The organism is Sphingopyxis sp. SCN 67-31 (genome assembly GCF_001725095.1).
This window is the reverse complement of sequence record NZ_MEFH01000078.1, coordinates 1-20,766: the sequence shown is the minus strand read 5'-3', so window position 1 is coordinate 20,766 and position 20,766 is coordinate 1. Positions and strand designations below refer to the sequence as shown.

The following is a 20,766-nucleotide window of genomic DNA, read 5'->3' as shown; positions in this document are numbered from 1 at the left end:
ACCGCCCGCGACATGAGGCAGCTTGGGTTTCATGACAAAACCCATATTGCCTGGAGAGGTAGCCGCCGCCATTGTCGATCCCGTCGCTTATGGCGAATGGGACGGGCTGCATCAGCAACTGGCATGGGCGCGGGCCCATGCGCCGCTCGCGGTCGCGGAAAACCCCGATCACGATCCATTCTGGCTGGTGACGCGCCACGCCGACATCATGGCGATCAGCCGCGATCCGCAGCGTTTCGCAAACGGCGTCCGCCAGACGGTGCTGACCAACCGCGAGGGCGAGGCGCTGGCGCGCGCGGCGACGCCCGGCAATGACGGCCATCTCATCCGCTCGCTGGTTCAGATGGACGCCCCCGACCATATGAAATACCGCCTGCTGACGCAGGCCTGGTTCGCGCCCAAGAATCTGCGCATCGTCGAGGACCGCGTCCGCAAGCTGGCGCGCGAGGCGGTCGATCATATGCTGTCCTTCGACGGGGAATGCGATTTCGCACGCGACGTCGCGGCGCATTATCCGCTGCGCGTCATCATGGACATATTGGGCGTGCCGCCCGAGGACGAGCCGCGGATGCTGATGCTGACGCAGCAATTGTTCGGATCGACCGACCCCGACCTCAATCGCAGCCGCGAGGCGATCACCAGCGCCGAACAGGCGATCGCGATGCTCCATTATGTCATCGCCGATTTCGAGACCTATTTCCGCGAACTGACCGCCGACCGCCGCGCCAGCCCGCGCGAGGACATCGCGACGGTGATCGCCAATGCGACGATCGACGGCGGGCCGATCCCCGACCGCGAACTGGCAGGCTATTATATGATCGTCGCGACCGCGGGACACGACACCACCAGCGCCTCGACAGCCGGGGCGATGATGGAACTGGCGAAGAATCCGGCGCTGTTCGAACGCTTCCGCGACGCGGAAACGGAGAAAGCCGGGCTGATCGAGGAGGCGATCCGCTGGACGACGCCCGTGCAGCATTTCATGCGCAGCGCGAAAGCGGATGTCGAGGTCGGCGGGCAGACGATCCGCGAAGGCGACTGGCTGATGCTCAACTATGTCTCCGCCAACCGCGACGAGGCGGTGTTCGACGACCCGTTCACTTTCGATCCCGACCGCCGCAAGAACCAGCAGATCGCCTTCGGCTTCGGCGCGCATGTCTGCCTGGGCCAATATCTCGCGCGGATGGAGATGCGCATCCTGATGGAGGAACTGCTGCCGCGGCTGAAGAAAATCGAACTCGCGGGTGAACCCGCGCGGGTCGAGTCGGTGTTCGTCGGCGGGCTCAAGCGGCTGCCGATCCGGTTCGAGGCGGCGTGAACGGTAAGGGTGGCCGGTTCGGCTGCCAGATCAAGCTCCATGGCTTGTTTGGCGTTTACACCCTTGAGACAGGGACGCTGGCGATCCCCGGCGAAAGCCGCGAAAGCCGGGGTCCATGCGAGGCAGCGCTGTGCCATCTGGACCCCGGCTTTCGCCGGGGAACGCTCACCTGTCGGAAGGGGATAATTGCCAACTTGTTTCAGGGCCCATGGCAGGACCTGTCCTTTGATGCTGCGTCGAAGGAGAGGCTTGGGCCATGGATACCGAAACGAGTTCGGCATGACGGAGTTTGGAAGGGCAACTTAGCTTTTTTCGCCCGGGAAGAAGCGCGCCACCACCTCGCTCGCCAGCCGCGCCGGGCGGAGTGTTTCGGCGTCTACGCAGCACCAGCTCGACTTGACTTCGGCCAGCACCTCTTCGCCGCGCCGGATGACCGTTTCGTAAAAGGCGCGCGCGCCCTGGACCTTTTCGAGGATCACCGTCGCGATCACTTGGTCGTCGAGGAAGGCGGGGCGGCGATAGGTGATCTCGTGCTTCAGCGCGACCCACAGATGCTGCGACACCGCCTCGGGCGGCGCGATCTTGCGCCAGTGGGCAAGTACCGCTTCCTGTACCCAGCTCAGATAATGGGCATTGTTGACGTGCCCCATGAAGTCGATGGCGTCGGGGCCGACGGTGATGTCGTGGTCGTGGGGGCGGGCGGTGGCGGTCATGCGCTGACAATAATGTAAGGGTCGTGCGACGGGAAGATGAAATCCCACCTTTTTTGTTGAAATATCGGATCAGCCGCGCCCGCGATAGGGGGCGACGCCCTGATCGGGGAGCCACAGCCCCTCGGGCGGCGGGCCGGATTGCCAGAAGACATCGATCGGGATGCCGCCGCGCGGATACCAATAGCCGCCGATGCGCAGCCAGCGCGGGCGCATCTCGTCGAACAGGCGACGCCCGATGCCGACGGTGCAATCCTCGTGGAAGCCGGCATGGTTGCGGAAGCTGGCGAGGAACAGCTTGAGGCTCTTCGATTCGACGATCGTATCGCCCGGCGCATAGTCGATGACCAGGTGCGCGAAATCGGGCTGGCCGGTGACCGGGCAGAGCGAGGTGAATTCGGGCGCCGCGAAGCGCACCAGATAGAGTTCGCCGCTGCGCGGATTGGGCACATAGTCGAGTACCGCCGCCTCCGGCGCGGCGGGCAGTTGGCTGGGCTGGCCGAGATGTTTGGGGGCGAGCGGGGGATGGCTGGAATCGGTCATGGCTTTCGTCTAGAGCCTCATCGCCCCGCGCGGAAGCGCTTTGCGGACCGCCGGCCCCATCGGCTCGCGATCGACCGGGCCGCATCGAGGGGCAGGGAACGATATTCGGGTGTCACGGACGGTTTGGCGATGACGGGCAGCAGGTTGGATCGGCGACGCAAGGCAGCAGCGCTGCCGTTGATGGCGCTCGCCCTGGGGCTGGGCGGGCCCGTCCCGACCGCGGCGCAGCCGGCCGAGACGCCCGAGTCCGCGCCGTCGCCGACTCCGTCGTCACCCGCTCCGTCGGGGCCGTCGGTCGATTTCCGCCTGCCGCCTGCCGACGATGGCCGCGCGGCCGGGGTGCAGGGGCCATCGAACAACGGTCTGCCGCCGATCGCCCCCGGCGAGCGCGTCACACCCACGCCTACGCCGACACCGCGTCCCACGCCACCGCGGGTGGCGCCGACGCTGCCAGCGACCGGCGGCGCGGCCGCGCCCGAAACCCCGCGCCGCACCGCGCCCGCCGAGCCGCGCGCGGCCGAGGTAGCGCCGCGCGCCGCGTCGCCTGCACCGACCGGCGGCGAGACTCCCGTGCCGGTGCCCGTCGCGCCGACCGGCGACGCATCGCCATTGCCCGTCGGACCGGAACCGACGGCATCCACGCCCGCCGCGGAGACGCCCAGTCCGGCGGCCGATGATGAGGCGCCGCCGGCTTCCCCTTCCGGTTCCGCGCCGGACACGCCGCTCTGGGCCTGGCTGCTGGCAGCACTGGCCGCGCTGGCGGCCGGCGTCTGGTATTGGCGCCGTCGTCCGCTTCCCGAGGGCGCTGCGCCTTTCGAGGCGCCGGAAACCCCGGCGCCGCCGCCGGCCGCTTCACAGCCCCCGGCGCCCTTGCCGACACCGTCGCCGGCACCCGCGCCTTCGCCGCCCGTTCCGGCGACGCCCGACGTGGCGCCTCCGGCCCCCGCCGCGCCGCCCGCGCCTTTCCAGCCGGGCGCCCCGCGCCCGCCGTCGCCGCTCGTCACCCGGCCCGCGGCCGAACGACGGCCGGTGATCGGCATGACGCTGGAAATCCACTCGATTCGTGCCGCGCCCGACCAGATCCTGTTCGGCTTTTCGCTGAACCTGACGAACCAGGGATCGGTCGATGCCGTCGGGTTGATGGTCCGCATCGCGCTCAACCAGGGATCGGCGATGACCGAGCCGGTGCTCGCGCGCTTCTTCGACGGCGCCGGCGGCAGCGTGCTGCGCGACGACATGGCGCTGGCGCCGGGCGCGGGCGAGCGTCTCGACGGCGAGGTCGTGCTGCCGCGCGCGACGATCGAGCCGTTGCCGATGGGGGGCAAGCCGATGCTGGTCCCGGTGGCCGCCTTCGACGTCACCTATCATTGGGATGGGGCGGGCGACGGGTTCGGCCAGGTCGCGGGCAGCTTCGTGATCGGCCGCGAGACGGGGCCGAAGGAAAGCGACCGTCTGGCGCCGCTTCCGCTCGACCGCGCGACCTATGTCGTCAGCCAGCCGGGCGCCCGCGCGACGGCGATGCGGCGGAGCCTGTAGACATCATTTTTGTTGCGGCGCAGCATCGTCTGGGGCAGAGCGGCAGCGCGCTTGAAAAAGGGCAAGCGGGGGCATAGGCTGGCGACTTCCCCGGAAAGACAAGAGCCATAGCAGGATGGCCGGCGGGCGGGGCAGGACAATGCAGGTTCCACCGTCGGGTCGTAACAGGAGCATGACATGGACGCCTTGGTGTCAACCGACTGGCTGGAACGCGAACTGGGGGCATCGGACCTGCGGGTCGTCGATGCGACGAAATTCATGGTGGGGACCGACCGCGACGCGCGCGCGGAATATGAGGCGGGTCACATCCCCGGCGCGGTTTTCATGGACCTGACCGAGCTGGCCGATTCGCACAGCGATGTCGAGAATATGGCGCCGCCGCCCGAGAAGTTCGCGAGCCGGATGCAGTCGCTCGGCCTCGGCGACGGCAGCCGCATCGTGCTTTATGACGACAGCCCGCTGAAAAGCGCGGCGCGCGCCTGGTGGCTGCTCAAGCTGTTCGGCGCGCACGACGTCGCGCTCCTCGATGGCGGCCTCGCCAAGTGGAAGGCCGAAGGGCGCCCGCTCGAAATGGGCAAGCAGACGCTGCGCCACCGCCACTTCACGGTGTGGCGCGATGCGAAGGCGGTGCGCAGCAAGGACCAGATGCTCGCGAACGTCGACAGCGGCGCCGAACAGGTCGTCGACGCGCGCCCCGCGGCGCGCTTCACCGGCGAAGAGCGCGATCCGCGCCCCGGCATGGCGCCGGGCCACATCCCGGGCTCGCGCAGCCTGCCGCACAGCCAGCTTTTCAACGCCGACGGCACCTGGAAGCAGGGCGACGAACTGAAGGCGGCCTTCGACGCCGCGGGAATCGATCTCGACAAGCCGCTCATCACGACCTGCGGCAGCGGCATGACCGCGACCGTCGTCGCCTTCGGCGCGCACCTGCTCGGCAAGGAGGATGTCGCGGTCTATGACGGAAGCTGGACCGAATGGGGCGCCGACCCGGCAACCCCGAAGGCGACCGGCGCGGCCTGAGGCGGCGGTGCGAAGCGCGGACGGTGTTTAACCTTCCGCGCGCAGCACCCTTTTTGACTCACACGAAGACACGAAGAGGGCCGTTCACGCGCTAATAGTGCGCGCATGAACGGCCCTCTTCGTGTCTTCGTGTGAGATTTTGAGGCCCCGCTGCGCGAGCGGGAAGGTGCCGGCCACTGGATTTTGCGCCGCGCTCCGCTAACAAGGCGAGGATGAGCAAGAGCGACGATGACAGCCTCCGCCCCGCGACGAAACTGGTGCAGGGCGGGCGGCGGCCCGAATGGACCGGCGACCCGCGGCTCGGCGGCGGGGTCGTCAATCCGCCGGTCTGGCGCGCCTCGACGATCCTCTACGATTCGGTCGCCGATCTCCGCGCGCGGGGCCATGCGACGCACGACAAGCTCTATTATGGCCGGCGGGGGACGCCCACCGTCTGGGCGCTCGCCGACGCGCTGACCGACTTCGAGCCGGGGGCCGAGGGAACCTTGCTCTACCCGTCGGGCGTCGCGGCGATCACCGCCGGGCTGCTCGCGCTGCTCGCGCCCGGCGATCACCTGCTGATGGTCGACAGCGCCTATGAACCGACGCGGCTGTTCTGCGACGATATGCTGAAGCGCTATGGCGTGCGCACGACCTATTATGATCCGCTGATCGGCAAGGACATCGCCGCGCTGATCGAACCCGCGACGAAGCTGATCTTCCTCGAATCGCCCGGCAGCCTGACCTTCGAGGTGCAGGACGTGCCCGCGATCACGGCCGTCGCGCGCGAGCGCGGCGTCGTGACGATGCTCGACAACACCTGGGCAACGCCGCTGCTGTTCCCGGCGCTGGCGCATGGCGTCGACGTGACGATGATGAGCCTCACCAAATATGTCGGCGGCCATTCGGATGCGATGATGGGCTCGCTTACCGCGACGCCCGCGCTGTGGCCGCGGCTGCGCAAGGCGACTTACCAGCTCGGCCATTCGGTTTCGCCCGATGATTGCGCCCTGATGCTGCGCGGTCTGCGGACGCTCGACGTGCGGCTGGCGCGGCATGCGGAGAACGGCCTCGCCGTCGCGCGCTGGCTGGCCGAGCGGCCGGAAGTCGGGCGAGTGCTCCACCCCGCGCTGCCCGGCGATCCGGGCCATGCGCTGTGGGCGCGCGACTTTTCGGGAACGAGCGGGCTGTTCGGCTTCACGCTGGCGGGTGCCGATGACGCGGCGCGCGCGCGCTTCGTCGATGCGCTGGCGCGCTTCGGGATCGGCTTCAGCTGGGGCGGCTACGAAAGCCTGGTCGTGCCGAGCGATCCGGCGGGCATTCGCACCGCGACGACGTGGGCCGACCGTAATGCGCTGGTGCGCCTGTCGATCGGACTCGAGGACCCGGCCGACCTGATCGCCGACCTCGAACGCGGCCTTGCGGCGCTCGCGGCATGAGCGTCGCGGCGAGCGCCCGGCACGGCGTCGCGGAGGTGATCGCGGCGATGAAGGCGATCGGGCTCGATATCGGCGACTATCGCCTGTCGCTCTATTCGCTGTTCGCGGCGCTGGTCGTCGCGGTGCTGCTCTATGTCGCGGTGCGCGTCGTGCTGCGCGCGATCAAGTGGGTCCTGCGCCGCAACCGGCAGATCGACGACACGCAGCGCATCCTCGCCGAAAAGCTGATTGCGATCGCGCTGTTCACGCTGGCGCTGCTGTTCGGGGTCGATCTGCTCGGCATCGACCTGACCGCGCTGGCGGTCTTTTCGGGGGCAGCGGGGCTGGCGATCGGCTTCGGTCTGCAGAAGACGGTCGGCAACCTGATCGCCGGGATCATCCTGCTGATGGACCGTTCGATCAAGCCGGGCGACGTGATCGTGGTGGGGGATGCCGCCTCGATGGGCGTCGCGACGCTCGGCGGCGTGCCCAATGTCGGCTATGTCGCGAAGATCGGGGTGCGTGCGGTCAGCGTCGTGACCCGCGACGGCAAGAAGCACCTGATCCCGAACGAGCTGCTGATGACGCAGGCGGTCGAGAACTGGAGCTATTCGAGCCGCGACGTGCGCGTGCGGATGCGGGTTCCGGTTCCCTATGACTGCGACCTGCGGCTGGCGCAGCGGTTGATGGTCGAAGCGGCGCGGACCAATCCGCGCATCCTGTCCGATCCCGAACCGGTGGTGTGGATCATCGGCTTTGGCGAGCGCGCGGTCGAGCACGAGTTGCGCTATTGGATATCGGACCCCGAGGCGGGGCTGGGCAATATCCAGGGCAGCGTGTTCCTCGACATATGGGACCGGTTCGGCGAAGCGGGAATCCGCATCCCCTATCCGCGCCAGGACATACGCTTCGTTTCGGATGGCGACGCGCCGGAATAGGGCGCGTAGCCCGCTGCGGCTCAGACGCCGGCCTGCCTGGCGCGCTCGATCCCCTCGACGATGATCCGCTTGGCTTCGTCGACGTCGCCCCAGCCGTTGAGCTTGGCCCATTTGCCGGGTTCGAGATCCTTGTAGTGGGTGAAGAAATGCTCGATCTGCTGCATGACGATCGGCGGCATCGAGCGATAGCTCGCCACTTCGGCATAATAGGGAAAGGTCGCGTTGATCGGGACGCACAGCAGCTTTTCGTCGCCGCCCTTGTCGTCTTCCATCAAAAGCACGCCGATCGGGCGGCACTTGACCACCGCGCCGGCGATGACCGAGGTGCGCGCGACGACGAGCGCGTCGAGCGGATCGCCGTCCTCGCCCAGCGTGTGCGGGATGAAACCGTAGTTGGCGGGATAGCGCATCGGTGTGTGCAGGAAGCGGTCGACGAACAGCGCGCCCGACGCCTTGTCGAATTCATATTTCACCGGCTCGCCGCCGATCGGCACCTCGATCAGCACATTCAGGCTGTCGGGCGGATTGTCGCCGGCCGGGATCAGGTCGATACGCATGGGAGAGAATATCCTTCGGTCTTTTTTTGAAATGGCGCGCGCCTTTAGCGCCTGACGGCGCGCAAAGTCGAGGGGGAGCTTACTCCTCCCGCAAGCGGGAGGGAAATCAGAGCGCGCGTTTCGCCGCGAGCAGCCGGTCGAACCAGTCCGGCCCGCTGCCGGTCTTTTCGAGGTGTGGCCAGCGCAGGCCGCCATGATAGGCGATCTCGATCGTGCGATAGCGGCCGCCGCGTTCGACCAGCAGGCGCACCGGGGTCTTGCCGTCGGCGGCGGCGCGGATCGCGGCCTCGATCCGCTCGCGGCTGTAGCCGAGGCCGTCGACTGCGAGAATCTTCGTGCCGTTGACGATGTCGGCGCGAAAGGCCGGGCCGTCCCACAGGATGCTGGTGGCGACGCCGTCCTTGTCGATCACCAGGCCGAGCGAGTGGGTGAGGTCGGCGGTCTTCGCGCGCGCCATCCGCGCCCGGTCATAGGCGTTGGGGGCGTCGCGCCAGACGAGCCGGTATCCCGCCTTCTCGATGCCGCCGGTCGGCGCCGGCTGGCCGGGGGTCTGGAGGCGGGTGCGCAGAAACTCGCTCCAGTCATAGGGGTGGACGCCGTTCAGCGCCGCGACGACGTCGCCGAAATCATAGGTGACCTCGCCCCAGTCACCGCCGCGGCCGCCAAAGAAGGCTTTGGCGAAATCGTCGAGGCTCTTCGTGTCGTTCGTCGCCTGCCGGATGATCATGTCGGCTTCCAGCCAGACGAGTGAGCCTTCATTGTAATAATCCTCGGTCCGCGTCGCGCTGGGGAAGGGGCGCGGCTTGCGGCCGGCGATCACCGGGTCGAGCGTCGTGTCCTCGACCGATCGCCACGCCCGGCCGGCCTGCGCGGCAAAGAAGGCGGCGTTGGTCGCCCATTCGCCAAGCACCGTATCCTTGCTCTGCATGCCCGAACGGCCGGCGAGTACGAGGTCCCAGAAGCTCGTCTGGCCTTCATAGACCCACAGCAGATTGCCCTGCATCGGGGTCCGGAAATCGGGCGTCCACAGCTTGGCGGGGCGGCGGTATTTGCCGTTCCAGCTGTGGGTGAATTCGTGCGGCAACAGCCCGCGCTCCGAATCATTGTCGTCCCAGCGGGTGAAATAGTCGGTGGCGCGGCTGTTCTCGCTGCTGCGATGATGTTCGAGGCCGATGCCGCCGAGCTCTTCGGTGAGCGCGAGGAGGAATTCGTAGCGGTCGAAATGCTTCGTCCCGAACAGCGCCACCGTCTCGGCGACCAGCGCCGCGTGGCGCGCGATCTGGTCGGGGGTCGCCTCCAGATATTTGGCCTCGTCGGCGACGACGTTCAGCGTGACATTCTGCCCGAGGTCCCATTTGCGGAAGAACTTGCCGGCGAACATCGGGCTGTCGACCAGCGTCTCGTAGCTGGTGGGGGCATAGCTGTAGCGGTTGCCCGAAACCTTCAGCCCGTCGAGCGCCGCGGCACCGGTCCAGCCCTCGGGCAGTATCACCTCGAGCTGCACCGGGATGTTGCGCGTGAAATAGCCGGCCGGGTAGAGGCTGACCTGTTCCCACTGGAGGTTCATCATCGCGGGCGTGACGACGATGCGGCCCTCGCTCGGCCGCGTCGGCGACAGGAAGTCGAAGGCGACGTCGATGCTCTTGGTGCCCGCCGGTATGTCGATGTCGAAGGCATAGACGTCGGTCGGCTGGCGCACCCAGGTCAGCGGCGTCTCGCCGGCGCTGGGCCGGAACCCCGCGATCTCCGCGATCGCGCCGCGCGGCGCATGCTTGCCGGGCAGCCATTGCGGATAGAGGAGGGTCAGCTTGCCGCTCTTCGCGACCGGAATCGTCTGGCGGACGCGGAAGATTCCGCGCGCGACGTCGGTCGCATCGACGCGAAGCTGCAGCGTCCCCGGATAGGCCTTGTCGGCGGGCAGCGGCACGACATGCGGCTGGACGACCGGCTGCGGGCGGCTGTTGGCCTCCTCGGCGGCGGAGGAGGAGGCGAGGGCGAAGGGAGCGGCCAGCAGGGCCGCTGCGACGAACGGTGCCATTTTCATGGTCAGCCTGTTGCCGGGAAAAGCGGCGAAGGTCCAGCGCGGGGTCTGCGAGGACCCTTTGCGTTTCGACGAAAAGCCATTAGACGCCGCGGCCATGAGCAAGGACCGCGCGAAGAAAATCCCGACGCCGCAGCCGGTGCGCGGCACCCAGGACATGCTCGGCGATTTCGCCGACCGTTTCCAGCATGTCGTCGATACCTTCGACCGCGTGCGCCGCCTCTATGGCTTCAAGCGCGTCGAGGTGCCGGTGATCGAACCGACCGCGGTGTTCGCGCGCAGTCTGGGTGAGACGACCGACGTCGTGTCGAAGGAAATGTATTCTTTCGAGGATCGCGGCGGCGAATCGATCACGCTGCGCCCCGAATTCACCGCCGGAATCGCGCGCGCCTATATCTCCAATGGCTGGCAGCAGTTCGCGCCGCTGAAGGTCGCAACGCATGGTCCGCTGTTCCGCTACGAGCGGCCGCAGAAGGGCCGCTATCGGCAGTTCCACCAGCTCGATGCCGAAGTGCTCGGCAGCGACAGCCCGCTCGCCGACGCCGAACTGCTCGTCCTCGCCGACCAGCTGCTGAAGGAACTGGGGATCGCCGAGGGGGTGACGCTGACGCTCAACACGCTCGGCGACGCGGAAAGCCGCGAGGCGTGGCGTGCGGCGCTGGTCGAGCATTTCACCGTCCATCGCGGCGAGCTGTCCGAGGACAGCCTCGCGCGGCTAGACAAGAATCCGCTGCGCATCCTCGACAGCAAGGACCCGCGCGACCGGCCCATTGCCGACAGCGCGCCCGACATCGACGCCTTTCTGACCGGGGCGGCGCAGGATTTCTTCGGCGCGGTGACCGCGGGGCTCGACGCCGCCGGGGTGGCGTGGGAGCGCAACGCGCGGCTGGTGCGCGGGCTCGACTATTATCGCCACACCGCGTTCGAATTCGTCACCGACCGGCTTGGTGCGCAGGGCACGGTGCTGGGCGGCGGACGCTATGACGGATTGATCGAGGCGCTCGGCGGGCCGCCGACCGCGGCGGTCGGCTGGGCGGCGGGTATTGAGCGACTGGCGATGCTGCTCGCGGATAATGCCGTCGACACGCGGCTCGACGCGGTGATCGCGGTCGAGGACGATGCGATGTTCGATCTCGCGATGCGCGGACTTCGCCTTCTGCGCGACAATCGGGTGTCGGCGGACATCGTCGCGACGGGTTCGCCGCGCAAGCGTTTCGACAAGGCCGCGAAGATCGGCGCCCGCGCGCTGATTTCGATCAGCCTGCGCGACGGCGCTCCCTTCACCAACGCCAAGACCGATGGCAGCGAGGCCGCCGCCCGCGCCGAAGCGCTGTTTCGTTCGATCGGGTGATGGCGAACGTTTCGGCCAGACAGATCGACGCGATCATCGAGCGCCATGCCGCGCTCCAGGCCCGCATGGCGACGGGCGACATGACGCCCGCCGATTTCGTCGCGGCTTCAAAGGAGTTCGCGGAGCTGGAGCCCGTCGCGGCGGCGGCGCGCGAAGTGGTGCGGCTGCGCGGCGAGCTGGCGGCGCTGGATGAAATGCTATCCGACGCCGAGATGAAGGCGATGGCCGAGGAGGAGATCGCCGCGGTCAAGGAGGCGCTGCCGGCCGCCGAGCACGACCTTGCGGTCAGGCTGCTGCCGAAGGACGTCGCCGACGAGCGCGCGGCGATGCTCGAAATCCGCGCGGGGACAGGCGGCGACGAGGCGGCGCTGTTCGCGGGGGATCTGCTCCGCATGTACGGCCGCTATGCCGACGCGCAGGGCTGGAAGGTCGAGATCATCTCGGCGAACGAGGCCGAGGTCGGCGGCTACAAGGAGGTCGTCGCGTCGGTGACGGGGCAGGGGGTGTTCGCGAAGCTCAAGTTCGAGAGCGGCGTCCACCGCGTCCAGCGCGTTCCCGTCACCGAAAGCGGCGGGCGCATCCACACCAGCGCCGCGACCGTCGCGGTGCTGCCGGAGGCTGAAGAGGTCGACGTCGCGATCGACGAGAAGGACCTGAAGGTCGACATCTATCGCTCGTCCGGCGCCGGCGGGCAGCACGTCAACACGACCGATTCGGCGATCCGCATCACCCATATCCCGACCGGCCTCGTCGTGATCCAGCAGGACCAGCGCAGCCAGCACAAGAATCGCGCGAAGGCGATGCAAGTGCTGCGCGCGCGGCTCTATGACCTCGAACGTGCGCGTGCGCACAGCGCCGAGGCGTCGGCGCGCAAGTCGATGGTCGGGTCGGGCGACCGGTCCGAACGCATCCGCACTTATAATTTCCCGCAGGGGCGCGTGACCGACCACCGCATCAACCTGACGCTCCACCGCCTGCCCGAGATACTGGAGGGGCAGATGGACGAACTGATCGATGCGCTGATCGCCGAGGATCAGGCGCAGCGGCTGGCGGGGCTGGGTGATTAGCCTCGGAGCACCCCGCCTGATCCGAACCCGTTCGCATCGGGCGAAGTCGAGATGCCCCTCGGCTCGATATCGTCTCGATGAGTGTCCCGACTTCGCTCGACACGAACGGAATTCGGCGTGAGCGAGGTCGGGCTGGCTCTCCGCGCCGCTGCGACCCGCCTCGCCGCCGTGTCCGAAACCCCGCGCCTCGATGCCGAACTGCTGATGGCGCATGCGCTGGGGGTGGAGCGCGCGGCGCTGCTGCTCGATCCCTCCCGCTACGCCGTGCCGGAGGCGTTCGCGATGCTCGTCGAGCGGCGGTTGGCGCACGAACCCGTCGCCTATATCGTCGGCTATCGCGATTTCTGGACGATCCGGCTCGCGGTGGGTCCCGGTGCGCTGATCCCGCGACCCGACAGCGAGACGCTGATCGAGGCGGCGCTCGATCATTTCGGTGCGCGGTCGCCGCATCATGTCCTCGACCTCGGCACCGGGCCGGGGACGCTGCTGCTGGCGGCGCTCGCCGAATGGCCAGCGGCGACCGGACTGGGGATCGACGCGAGCGAGGCCGCGCTGACCCTTGCGCGCGCCAATGCGGAGGCCCTCGGGCTCGCGGCCCGCGCCGCCTTCCGCGTCGGCGACTGGATGGCGGGCATGGCCGGATCGTTCGACCTCATCCTGTGCAACCCCCCCTATATCGCCGACGGCGAGGCGCTGATGCCCGACGTCGTCCGATACGAACCGGCGAGCGCGCTGTTCGCGGGGGTGGACGGGCTCGACGATTATCGCCGGATCATTCCGATGCTGCCGGACTATCTCGCCCCCGGCGGCGCGGCGGTGCTTGAAATCGGGTCCACACAGCATATGTTGGTGGCAGAGCTCGCCGAAGCGGCGGGATTTGCCGTACGGTGCCGCCGGGATCTGGGTGGTCGCGACCGGGCGCTTTTGCTGACCCGCGTCGGATAGCGCCCCCATACAAGAATTTTCTTGGTTTCCGCCGCAAAGCGCTGTAGGGGGCGGCTCACAGGCCCGACCGGGGTCCCTTCATCGGGCCGGCTGGTCTGCTTCCCACTTGCGATGCCGGTGCGGGACTTTGGGTCCGGCGCGGGCGACAGAGGGCTAGAACCGCGCAGCGAGCGCGGGTGCGGCACGCCGATTTGGTGCCGCCGGCCAAAAGGGGTTGGCATAGCTTATTAGCTTTCGACAGGATGTCTCAGTTGAACATGAACAACCGGCAGAGCGGTCGCCGTCGCGGCCGCAACAACAACAGCAACAACCGGTCGCAGTCGGGCGGACGCGGGGGCGTCGACCAGGCCAACCGGATCGACAGCCGGGCGCGCGGCAATGCCGTCCAGATGATCGAGAAATACAAGAATCTCGCGCGCGACGCGCAGCTTTCGGGCGACCGGGTGCAGACCGAATATTATCTGCAGTTCGCCGACCATTATTTCCGCGTCCACAGCGATTTCCGCGCCCGCCAGGAGGAAAGGGCGGCGCAGAGCGGTCAGGAGCGCAGCCCCGACCGCCATCGCGAAGTACGCGGGGTCGAGGATTTCGACGGCCATGACGAGAGCGATCTCGACAGCGACGGCGAGCGGACCGAAACCGAGCAGGACGGCGAAACGCGCGGCAACCGCGACCGCCGCGACGACGAGGATGGGCGCGGCAATCGCCAGCCGCGCGCCCGCGGCCGTCGCGAGCGCGATCAGGATCGCAGCGAAGCCGGTACCGAAATGAAGGAAGGGGGCAGCGCCGAGCGCGAGACGCCCGAGGATGCGCCCCCCGCACCGCGCACCGCGCGCCGCGGCCCGCGCCGCACGCGCGAGCGTGAGGAGGATGCGCGCGAAACAGCGGGAATCGACAGCGCCGCACTGCCCCCCGCGATCGGACGCAGCGAACGCAACGCCGATGTTCCCGCCGCCGGGGATGGCGCCGAAGAGGCACCGGCGCCCAAGCCGCGGCGCACGCGCCGGACGCTTGCCACGCGCGACACCGGGGTCGAAGCGGCGGAATAAGTCCTCGATTCGACGCTGGTTTTTGCCATCGACATGCCATAGCCTCCCCCGAACCACCGTTCGGGGGAGTTTTTCATGCAAGCCATGGCAAGCCTTTGCTTTCTGACACTGGCGCTGGGCGCCGCTTCCGCCGCGGCGCAGGACCCGGCCGCCGGCAACGCGCAGGGCGACCTGTCGGTCACTATCTATAATGGCGGCCAGTCGCTGGTGCAGGATATCCGGCAGATATCCTTCCCCGCCGGCCGGACGCGCCAGGAATTTCCCGACGTGTCGGCGCAGATCCGGCCGCAGACGGTGTCGTTCAGCGCCGCGGGCACCGCGATCGTCGAACAGAATTTCGATTATGACCTGCTGTCGCCCAACGCGCTGATGCAGAAGGCGGTCGGCGAGACGGTGACGCTGCTGCGCATCAATCCCGCGACCGGTGCTGAGACGCGCGAGCGCGCGAAGGTGCTCGCGGTCAACGGCGGCGTGGTGCTCGAGATCGGGTCACGCATCGAGATATTGCGCGACGATGGGCTGCCGGTGCGGGTGATCTTCGACAAGATTCCGCCGAACCTGCGCGCCAAGCCGACGCTGTCGATCACGGTGGAGAGCAAGAGCACCGGAACGCGGCCGGCGACGCTGTCCTATCTGACCGGCGGGCTCGGCTGGGCGGCCGACTATGTGTCGCTCTACGACGAGAAGGCGGGGACGATCGACGTCCAGGGCTGGGTCACGCTGACCAACACCACCGGCACCACCTTCGACCGGGCGCGCACCCTGCTCGTCGCGGGCACGCCGTCGGCGGGTAATGCGGCGAGCAGTGGCGGCGTCTATCGTCCGCGGCCCGTGGCGCCGGGCGAATTGCGCCGCGCGGGCACCGAGACCGCGCCGCGCGAACAGCTGGGCGACTATTATCTCTATCCGCTGGCCGAGCGCACGACGATCGCCAACGCGCAGACGAAGCAGGTCAGCTTCCTCGACGTGGCGAAGGTGCCGGCGCAGAAGATCTACGAATATACAGTGGCTGGCTTCAACAATATGACCGAGCCGCAGAGCGCGGCGAGCGTGATCAAGTTCAGTTCGAGCGCGCAAGGCGGGTTGGGCGACGCGCTGCCCGCCGGGACGGTGCGTTTCTACCAGCGCGACATGCGCGGCGACCCGCAGTTCATCGGCGAAAGCCGGATCGGCCATACGCCGATGGGCAGCGAACTCGGCCTCAAGACCGGCGACGCCTTCGACGTCAAGGTGAAGGCGACCGTCGTATCGCGCGAACGACGGTCGCCGTCGATCTGGCGCTCGTCGATGTCCTATCTGCTCACCAATGCGCGGCCGCAGCCGGTGACGATCGACCTCGTCCAGCGTGGGCTAGACTGGTATTGGGACGACACGCGCATCATCACCGAAAGCCGGAAGAGCGAACGACTCGACAGCGACGGGACGCGATGGCGCGTGACGGTTCCTGCCAATGGCGAGACGACGATCACCGCCACCTTCGAAACGCGCTATTGATCCGCGCCGCGATGCGCCGGTCGCTTGCTTTGCTACTGCTTCTGTCCGCATCGCCCGCGGCGGCGCAGAGCGTCGTGACTTCGACCGCCCCCGATTTGGTTTCGATCAGCGCGTTCCGCGATCCCGGACGCGGCGAAGGCGGCGAGATCGACCTCGACAGCCTCGCAGGCTTCGCGCTGATCTCCGAACAGCGCACGATCGACCTGCCGGCGGGCGAATCGCTGCTGCGCTTCGAGGGCGTGGCCGAAGGGATGGTCGCGGTATCGGCGATCGTCACAGGCCTGCCCGGCGGGGTGGTGCAGAAGAATCGCGACGCGGCGCTGCTGTCGCCCGTTAGCCTGCTCGACGGATCGCTCGGCAATCGCGTCCACCTCCGCCGCACCGATCGCGCGACGGGCAAGGTCACCGAAGAGAATGCCTTCATCCGCTCGGGTCCCGACGGCGCCGTCGTGCTGCGAACCGCCGCCGGCTATGAGGCGCTGCGCTGTTCGGGCCTTCCCGAAATGCTCCTTTACGACAGGGTGCCGAAGGGGCTGACCGCAAAGCCGACGCTGTCAGTGACGACGCGCGGTCCGGCCGCACAGCGGGTGACGGTGTCGCTCACCTATTTATCGACGGGCTTCGACTGGGCGAGCAATTATGTCGCGCGCGTCGCGGGCGACGGGAAGACGCTCGATCTCTTCGCCTGGTTGACCGTCGCCAACAGCAATGGCGAGAGCTTTGCCGATGCCAATCTGTCGGCGCTCGCGGGGACGCTGAATATCGAGCAGGATTTCGATGAGCTGGTCGAGGCGCCGCCGCAGCCGCAGCTTCGCCTGTCCTGCTTCCCGACCGGCAGCGGGCGCAACGGCATCCGGCCACCGCCCCCTCCACCGCCGGCGCCCGCCGCAATGGCGGGTTACGATATCGTAGTCACCGCGCAGCGGCGCGAGGCAAGCCTGATGGATTCGCCGATGGCGATCGCTGTCGCCGGCACCGCCAGCCTGGAGGATCTGGGCGATCTCAAGCTCTATCGCGTGCCGATGCGCGTGACAGTTGCGGCCAATGCGCAAAAGCAGGTCGCTTTGCTGGCGAAGAACAAGGTGCCTTTCCGCACCATCCATCGCCTGCGGACCTGTCCGACCTGCGAACCGAAAAACGAAGGTACCCAGATCGTGCTGCGGATGGAGAACAAGGAGGCGGGCAAGCTCGGCGTGCCCTTGCCGAGCGGACAGGTCGCGGTGTTCGAATCGGCGCTCGGCGAGGAACTGCTCGCGGGCGAGGGCGCGATGCGCGACCATGCGGTTGGCGAGACGGTCAACCTCGTCATCGGCGAAAGTCGCCAGGTCCTCGTCACCGCCGACAATCATCATGCGCCGAGCAAGCAAGGCGAAGATTATCGCGTGACCGTGACCAACGCGAACCCCTTTGCGGTCGTCCTCGAACTCGGGTTCGCCATCGACGACATGAAAGCGGTCGATTCGCGGCTCCGCAAACTGCCGCGCAAGGACGGTCTGCCCACCTGGATCGTCACCGTGCCGGCCAACGACAGCCGGACGCTCGATTATCGCGCTAAATAAGGTCTAGACCGGTGGCAGCGGGCGCGGGCGGTGATCCGCGTCGAGTGCGACGAAAGTGAAAAGCCCCTCGGTCACCTTGACCTCGCGCTGGTCGCGGCCGCGGGTCGCGATTACCTCGATCCGGATGCCCATCGACGTGCGGCCGCGCCGCTCGAGGTGCGCATAGACGGAGATGAGGTCGCGAAGCAGGATCGGCGCGATGAATTCCATCGCCTCGATCGCGACGGTCGCGGTCGGCCCCTGCGCGATGCGCGCCGCGACGATGCCACCCGCGATGTCCATCTGCGACAGCACCCAGCCGCCGAAGATATGGCCGTTGCTGTTGATGTCGGACGGTTGGGGCACGACCCGCAGGATCGGGTCGCGCGGGCTATCGGTCATTCTTCATGTCCGGGTCGTCGGCGAAGGGATCGTCGATCGCTTCGTCGTGCCCGCTGCCGCTCGACAGAAAGACCAGCCCCATCAGCGCCGCGCCGAGCATCACCGACAGGCCGACGCCGGCGGCGGTCGCGATCATCATGTGAATCGTCAGCGCGTCGCCCATCGTATAGCGCAGCCAGCCGAGCGCGCCGACGACGGCGACCAGCGAGACGATCGCCATGCCGCGCATCAGCCGGCGATAGCGCGCCCAGGCGACTTTCGACGTGTCGCCATCGTCGAGGGGCGAATGTTTGACCATGCCCCCCCATGAACCAACCGCGCGCCGAGGCCAAGCCCGAATGACGGCATGCGGGCCTCTGGCGTTTCGGCTTTGGCGCGAATCATGATAGGCTTTGCCGCGACGATATATGGTGGGAGCGGCAGGAATGACGATTGGAGCCATCCTCTACGGGCGTACGGGCGCGGTGATTTCGGCGCGGCAGGACGACAGCGTGCGCGCGGTGATCGACCTGCTGGCGCAGCATCGCATCGGCGCGGTTCCGGTGCTCGACGGCGACATGATCGTCGGCATTTTTTCCGAGCGCGACCTGGTGCGGCTGATTTCCTCCTACGGCCCCGATGCGCTCGACCGCAAGATCGACGATGTGATGACCAAGTCGCCGGTGACGTGCGATTCGGGCATGGCGGTAATCGGCGCGCTGTCACAGATGACGCAGAAGCGGATTCGGCACCTGCCAGTGGTCGACGAAGGGCGACTCGTGGGATTCGTGTCGATCGGCGATCTCGTCAAATATCGCATCGACAAGATCGAGGCCGAGGCGGCCGCGATGCGCGACTATATCGCGTCCTGATCGCCGCGGCGGCGGTCACGGCGACTCGGGCGCCGACCGCCGCAACGCAACCCTTTGCACCTCGGCGAGCGCCTCGCGCGCGAACAACCACAGCAGCCCGCCATAGAGCAGCACGCCCAGCGCGACGAGCAGCGCGAGCCGGACCGGCGCGGCAAGCGCGAACGGCGCGAGCGCTTCGCCGGCGAGGGCGACTCCGACCGCCATCAGCAGCGCGGGGGCGAGGCCGGGCAGCATCGCACGCGCGACATCGCCCAGCGACACGCCGATCAGCGGTCCCGACAGGCGCGCGGTCAGCAGCAGCAGCAGCGGCGCCGCGATCAACCAAGCGCGCGCCATGCCGATCAGCCCCCATTGCGCGCCGATCAGGAAAGCGGTCGGAAAGATGATCGCGCCGCCCATTGACGCGAGCGTCGACACCCACGGCTTGCCGAGCGCGCTGTTGACCGGCGAGAAGAGAATCTGGACCGTCATCAAGATCAGCGCGAGCGCGATGATCTGGATATAGGGCACCATGCCGATCCATTTGATGCCGAACAGCGTCTCGACCATCGGCGCGGCGACGACCGCGAGTCCGCAATAGAAGGGGGCCGCGACGAGCGTCAGCAGCCGCACCGTCTTCAGGAAATTCCAGCGCACCGCCGCGCGGTCGGTCTTGATTCGCGAATAGGCGGGAAAGGCGACCTCGTTCAGCGGCGGCACGAACTTGCCCATGAAGATCTGCGCGAGGAACAGCGCCTCGGCGTAAAGGCCGAGCGCGTGCGGTTCGAATCGGCGGCCGGCGATGACGATGTCGGCCTGGCTCTGCACCAGCCAGAAGAGCTGGGTGAAGAGAATCGCGGAACCGAAGCCGATGATCTGCCCGCAGCCCCGGAAATCGAAACTCGGCCATACGAGCAGGCGCGCGACGAGCGTCAGGCCGATTGCGCGCGTCCAGAACATCGCGATGGGGGCATAGACGAGCGTCCATACGCCGAAGCCGGCGAGCGCGCAGCCGAGCGCGGTGCTCGCCCCCGCCAGCGCGGCGAGCAGGTTGACGAATGCCTGACGCCGGAAATCGAGCGCGCGCGACATCATCACCTCGGGCAGCGCGATGAAGGGAGTCGCGAGAAAGATCAGCGCCTGGATGCGGAGCAGGTCGGCGACGATCGGCTGGCCGTAATAGGCGGCGGCGAGCGGCGCGCCGAAGAACTGGATGGCGGCGAGCATCGCGTTGAGCAGCAGCAGCAGCCCAAATGCCTGCCTGATTCGGAACGGATCGACCGAATCGGACTGGACGAGCGCGCTCGCGAATCCCCAGCCGTTGAGGAAGGCGAGGAAGGACAGAATCACCTGCGTCATCGCGAAAAGGCCGTAATCGGCGGGATCGAGCAGTCGAATCACGAACAGCGTCGAGGTCCAGGTGATGATCTGCGCGAGAATCTGGCTGCCCGAACGCCAGATGACCGCGCGGCGCACGCGGTCGCCGAATGCCTCGCCTTTTCCTCCGGTCTTTTCCCCGATGCCGTTGTCCGGCTTGAAATCCGCGCTTTCGCTCACCATTTGGTCCTTTCGGCCGAGGCTATAGCGGCTCGTTGCACAACCTTTGAAACAAAATTGCAAAAAGGGTGTTGACGCGAATCGAGGAGGGGCCTAGAGGCCTGTTCACCGGACGGGGCGCGGCACTAACCGCCACGCTCCAGACGGTCGCCAACATAGACGGACAGATGTCCCCCGATAGAAATAGCGGGGAACGACAACTGTCCGCCGTTTCTTGTCGGTGAGCTCTTTGACATTGTGATTGTCGATGAAGGGACATGTGGGCGGCGGCCCTGGGTCCGGCAGCTTTAAGGTGCCGGGTGCTCAGGATAAAAAGCCAAGCCTGACCTGCATGTCTTACACGTTTCCATAACGTGGAAGCAGCCTTTCACGAGGTTGCTTCTTGTGTAGGCCAGGCTCCTTAAAATGAGCGGGTTTGCGAGGGATATTCCACCTTTGCAGATTCGAACATCAAACTTGAGAGTTTGATCCTG

19 protein-coding genes are annotated in these 20,766 nt (G+C 67.4%); 12 read left to right on the top strand and 7 right to left on the bottom strand.

Going from position 1 to position 20,766, the window contains the following annotated elements:
• Window positions 1–31: 31 nt before the first annotated feature.
• A complete protein-coding gene (locus ABS88_RS16470; protein ID WP_286750168.1) occupies window positions 32–1,318 on the top strand; it encodes a cytochrome P450 in 1,287 nt (428 codons plus the stop codon).
• A gap of 302 nt (window positions 1,319–1,620) precedes the next feature.
• Here the strand turns inward: ABS88_RS16470 and ABS88_RS16465 are convergent, their stop codons facing one another.
• Window positions 1,621–2,031, bottom strand: a complete 411-nt coding sequence (locus ABS88_RS16465; protein WP_286750167.1) for an acyl-CoA thioesterase — start codon at window positions 2,029–2,031, stop codon at window positions 1,621–1,623.
• A gap of 69 nt (window positions 2,032–2,100) precedes the next feature.
• On the bottom strand, window positions 2,101–2,571 hold the full coding sequence (gene queF / locus ABS88_RS16460; protein WP_286750166.1) for a preQ(1) synthase: 471 nt from the start codon (window positions 2,569–2,571) through the stop codon (window positions 2,101–2,103).
• Between the two features lie 180 nt (window positions 2,572–2,751).
• Here queF and ABS88_RS16455 point away from each other — a divergent pair, with 180 nt between their 5' ends.
• The 4 genes from ABS88_RS16455 to ABS88_RS16440 all read left to right on the top strand — a co-directional run bounded on the left by ABS88_RS16455 (window position 2,752) and on the right by ABS88_RS16440 (window position 7,462).
• Entirely contained in the window at window positions 2,752–4,107 is a 1,356-nt protein-coding gene (locus ABS88_RS16455; RefSeq protein ID WP_286750176.1) for a hypothetical protein, read from the top strand.
• Window positions 4,108–4,284: 177 nt separating this feature from the next.
• Entirely contained in the window at window positions 4,285–5,127 is an 843-nt protein-coding gene (sseA, locus tag ABS88_RS16450) for a 3-mercaptopyruvate sulfurtransferase (protein WP_286750165.1), read from the top strand.
• Between the two features lie 212 nt (window positions 5,128–5,339).
• A complete protein-coding gene (gene metC, locus ABS88_RS16445) occupies window positions 5,340–6,545 on the top strand; it encodes a cystathionine beta-lyase (protein WP_286750164.1) in 1,206 nt (401 codons plus the stop codon).
• On the top strand, window positions 6,542–7,462 hold the full coding sequence (locus ABS88_RS16440) for a mechanosensitive ion channel family protein (RefSeq protein WP_067186127.1): 921 nt from the start codon (window positions 6,542–6,544) through the stop codon (window positions 7,460–7,462). The genes metC and ABS88_RS16440 overlap by 4 nt, the downstream gene beginning before the upstream one ends.
• A 20-nt stretch (window positions 7,463–7,482) precedes the next feature.
• On the opposite strand, the gene ppa is transcribed toward ABS88_RS16440, so the two are convergent.
• Both ppa and ABS88_RS16430 read right to left on the bottom strand, forming a co-directional pair.
• The gene (gene ppa, locus ABS88_RS16435; RefSeq protein WP_067110754.1) at window positions 7,483–8,019 is read right to left on the bottom strand and encodes an inorganic diphosphatase; all 537 of its coding nucleotides are present in this window, start codon (window positions 8,017–8,019) and stop codon (window positions 7,483–7,485) included.
• A gap of 106 nt (window positions 8,020–8,125) precedes the next feature.
• A complete protein-coding gene (locus tag ABS88_RS16430; RefSeq protein WP_286750163.1) occupies window positions 8,126–10,063 on the bottom strand; it encodes a M61 family metallopeptidase in 1,938 nt (645 codons plus the stop codon).
• 94 nt (window positions 10,064–10,157) lie between these two features.
• Here ABS88_RS16430 and hisS point away from each other — a divergent pair, with 94 nt between their 5' ends.
• From hisS to ABS88_RS16400, 6 genes are all read left to right on the top strand, one after another.
• On the top strand, window positions 10,158–11,411 hold the full coding sequence (gene hisS, locus ABS88_RS16425; protein WP_067110757.1) for a histidine--tRNA ligase: 1,254 nt from the start codon (window positions 10,158–10,160) through the stop codon (window positions 11,409–11,411).
• A complete protein-coding gene (gene prfA, locus ABS88_RS16420) occupies window positions 11,411–12,478 on the top strand; it encodes a peptide chain release factor 1 (protein ID WP_067110760.1) in 1,068 nt (355 codons plus the stop codon). Before hisS ends, prfA begins: the two co-directional genes overlap by 1 nt.
• A gap of 117 nt (window positions 12,479–12,595) precedes the next feature.
• On the top strand, window positions 12,596–13,423 hold the full coding sequence (prmC, locus tag ABS88_RS16415) for a peptide chain release factor N(5)-glutamine methyltransferase (protein WP_286750162.1): 828 nt from the start codon (window positions 12,596–12,598) through the stop codon (window positions 13,421–13,423).
• 257 nt (window positions 13,424–13,680) lie between these two features.
• Window positions 13,681–14,472: a DUF4167 domain-containing protein gene (locus tag ABS88_RS16410; RefSeq protein WP_286750175.1), complete on the top strand. Its 792-nt coding sequence runs from the start codon at window positions 13,681–13,683 to the stop codon at window positions 14,470–14,472.
• A gap of 75 nt (window positions 14,473–14,547) precedes the next feature.
• Complete coding sequence (locus ABS88_RS16405; protein WP_067110767.1) at window positions 14,548–15,966, top strand: DUF4139 domain-containing protein; 1,419 nt, start codon at window positions 14,548–14,550, stop codon at window positions 15,964–15,966.
• A gap of 74 nt (window positions 15,967–16,040) precedes the next feature.
• On the top strand, window positions 16,041–17,525 hold the full coding sequence (locus ABS88_RS16400; RefSeq protein WP_286750161.1) for a DUF4139 domain-containing protein: 1,485 nt from the start codon (window positions 16,041–16,043) through the stop codon (window positions 17,523–17,525).
• 3 nt (window positions 17,526–17,528) lie between these two features.
• On the opposite strand, the gene ABS88_RS16395 is transcribed toward ABS88_RS16400, so the two are convergent.
• Complete coding sequence (locus ABS88_RS16395) at window positions 17,529–17,906, bottom strand: acyl-CoA thioesterase (RefSeq protein WP_067110769.1); 378 nt, start codon at window positions 17,904–17,906, stop codon at window positions 17,529–17,531.
• A complete protein-coding gene (locus ABS88_RS16390; protein WP_067110772.1) occupies window positions 17,896–18,204 on the bottom strand; it encodes a hypothetical protein in 309 nt (102 codons plus the stop codon). The genes ABS88_RS16395 and ABS88_RS16390 overlap by 11 nt, the downstream gene beginning before the upstream one ends.
• A gap of 127 nt (window positions 18,205–18,331) precedes the next feature.
• Here ABS88_RS16390 and ABS88_RS16385 point away from each other — a divergent pair, with 127 nt between their 5' ends.
• Complete coding sequence (locus ABS88_RS16385) at window positions 18,332–18,757, top strand: CBS domain-containing protein (RefSeq protein ID WP_067110775.1); 426 nt, start codon at window positions 18,332–18,334, stop codon at window positions 18,755–18,757.
• 15 nt (window positions 18,758–18,772) lie between these two features.
• Here ABS88_RS16385 and ABS88_RS16380 read toward each other — a convergent pair whose 3' ends face one another.
• Window positions 18,773–20,296: a lipopolysaccharide biosynthesis protein gene (locus ABS88_RS16380; protein ID WP_082737352.1), complete on the bottom strand. Its 1,524-nt coding sequence runs from the start codon at window positions 20,294–20,296 to the stop codon at window positions 18,773–18,775.
• Window positions 20,297–20,766: the final 470 nt, after the last annotated feature.

Bases quoted from the DNA above. Each gene is read 5' to 3' on its own strand.
- ABS88_RS16470 (WP_286750168.1), top strand. From the start codon at position 32: ATGACAAAACCCATATTGCCTGGAGAGGTAGCCGCCGCCATTGTCGAT.
- ABS88_RS16465 (WP_286750167.1), bottom strand. From the start codon at position 2,031: ATGACCGCCACCGCCCGCCCCCACGACCACGACATCACCGTCGGCCCC.
- queF (WP_286750166.1), bottom strand. From the start codon at position 2,571: ATGACCGATTCCAGCCATCCCCCGCTCGCCCCCAAACATCTCGGCCAG.
- ABS88_RS16455 (WP_286750176.1), top strand. From the start codon at position 2,752: ATGGCGCTCGCCCTGGGGCTGGGCGGGCCCGTCCCGACCGCGGCGCAG.
- sseA (WP_286750165.1), top strand. From the start codon at position 4,285: ATGGACGCCTTGGTGTCAACCGACTGGCTGGAACGCGAACTGGGGGCA.
- metC (WP_286750164.1), top strand. From the start codon at position 5,340: ATGAGCAAGAGCGACGATGACAGCCTCCGCCCCGCGACGAAACTGGTG.
- ABS88_RS16440 (WP_067186127.1), top strand. From the start codon at position 6,542: ATGAGCGTCGCGGCGAGCGCCCGGCACGGCGTCGCGGAGGTGATCGCG.
- ppa (WP_067110754.1), bottom strand. From the start codon at position 8,019: ATGCGTATCGACCTGATCCCGGCCGGCGACAATCCGCCCGACAGCCTG.
- ABS88_RS16430 (WP_286750163.1), bottom strand. From the start codon at position 10,063: ATGAAAATGGCACCGTTCGTCGCAGCGGCCCTGCTGGCCGCTCCCTTC.
- hisS (WP_067110757.1), top strand. From the start codon at position 10,158: ATGAGCAAGGACCGCGCGAAGAAAATCCCGACGCCGCAGCCGGTGCGC.
- prfA (WP_067110760.1), top strand. From the start codon at position 11,411: ATGGCGAACGTTTCGGCCAGACAGATCGACGCGATCATCGAGCGCCAT.
- ABS88_RS16410 (WP_286750175.1), top strand. From the start codon at position 13,681: ATGAACAACCGGCAGAGCGGTCGCCGTCGCGGCCGCAACAACAACAGC.
- ABS88_RS16405 (WP_067110767.1), top strand. From the start codon at position 14,548: ATGCAAGCCATGGCAAGCCTTTGCTTTCTGACACTGGCGCTGGGCGCC.
- ABS88_RS16395 (WP_067110769.1), bottom strand. From the start codon at position 17,906: ATGACCGATAGCCCGCGCGACCCGATCCTGCGGGTCGTGCCCCAACCG.
- ABS88_RS16390 (WP_067110772.1), bottom strand. From the start codon at position 18,204: ATGGTCAAACATTCGCCCCTCGACGATGGCGACACGTCGAAAGTCGCC.
- ABS88_RS16385 (WP_067110775.1), top strand. From the start codon at position 18,332: ATGACGATTGGAGCCATCCTCTACGGGCGTACGGGCGCGGTGATTTCG.
- ABS88_RS16380 (WP_082737352.1), bottom strand. From the start codon at position 20,296: ATGGTGAGCGAAAGCGCGGATTTCAAGCCGGACAACGGCATCGGGGAA.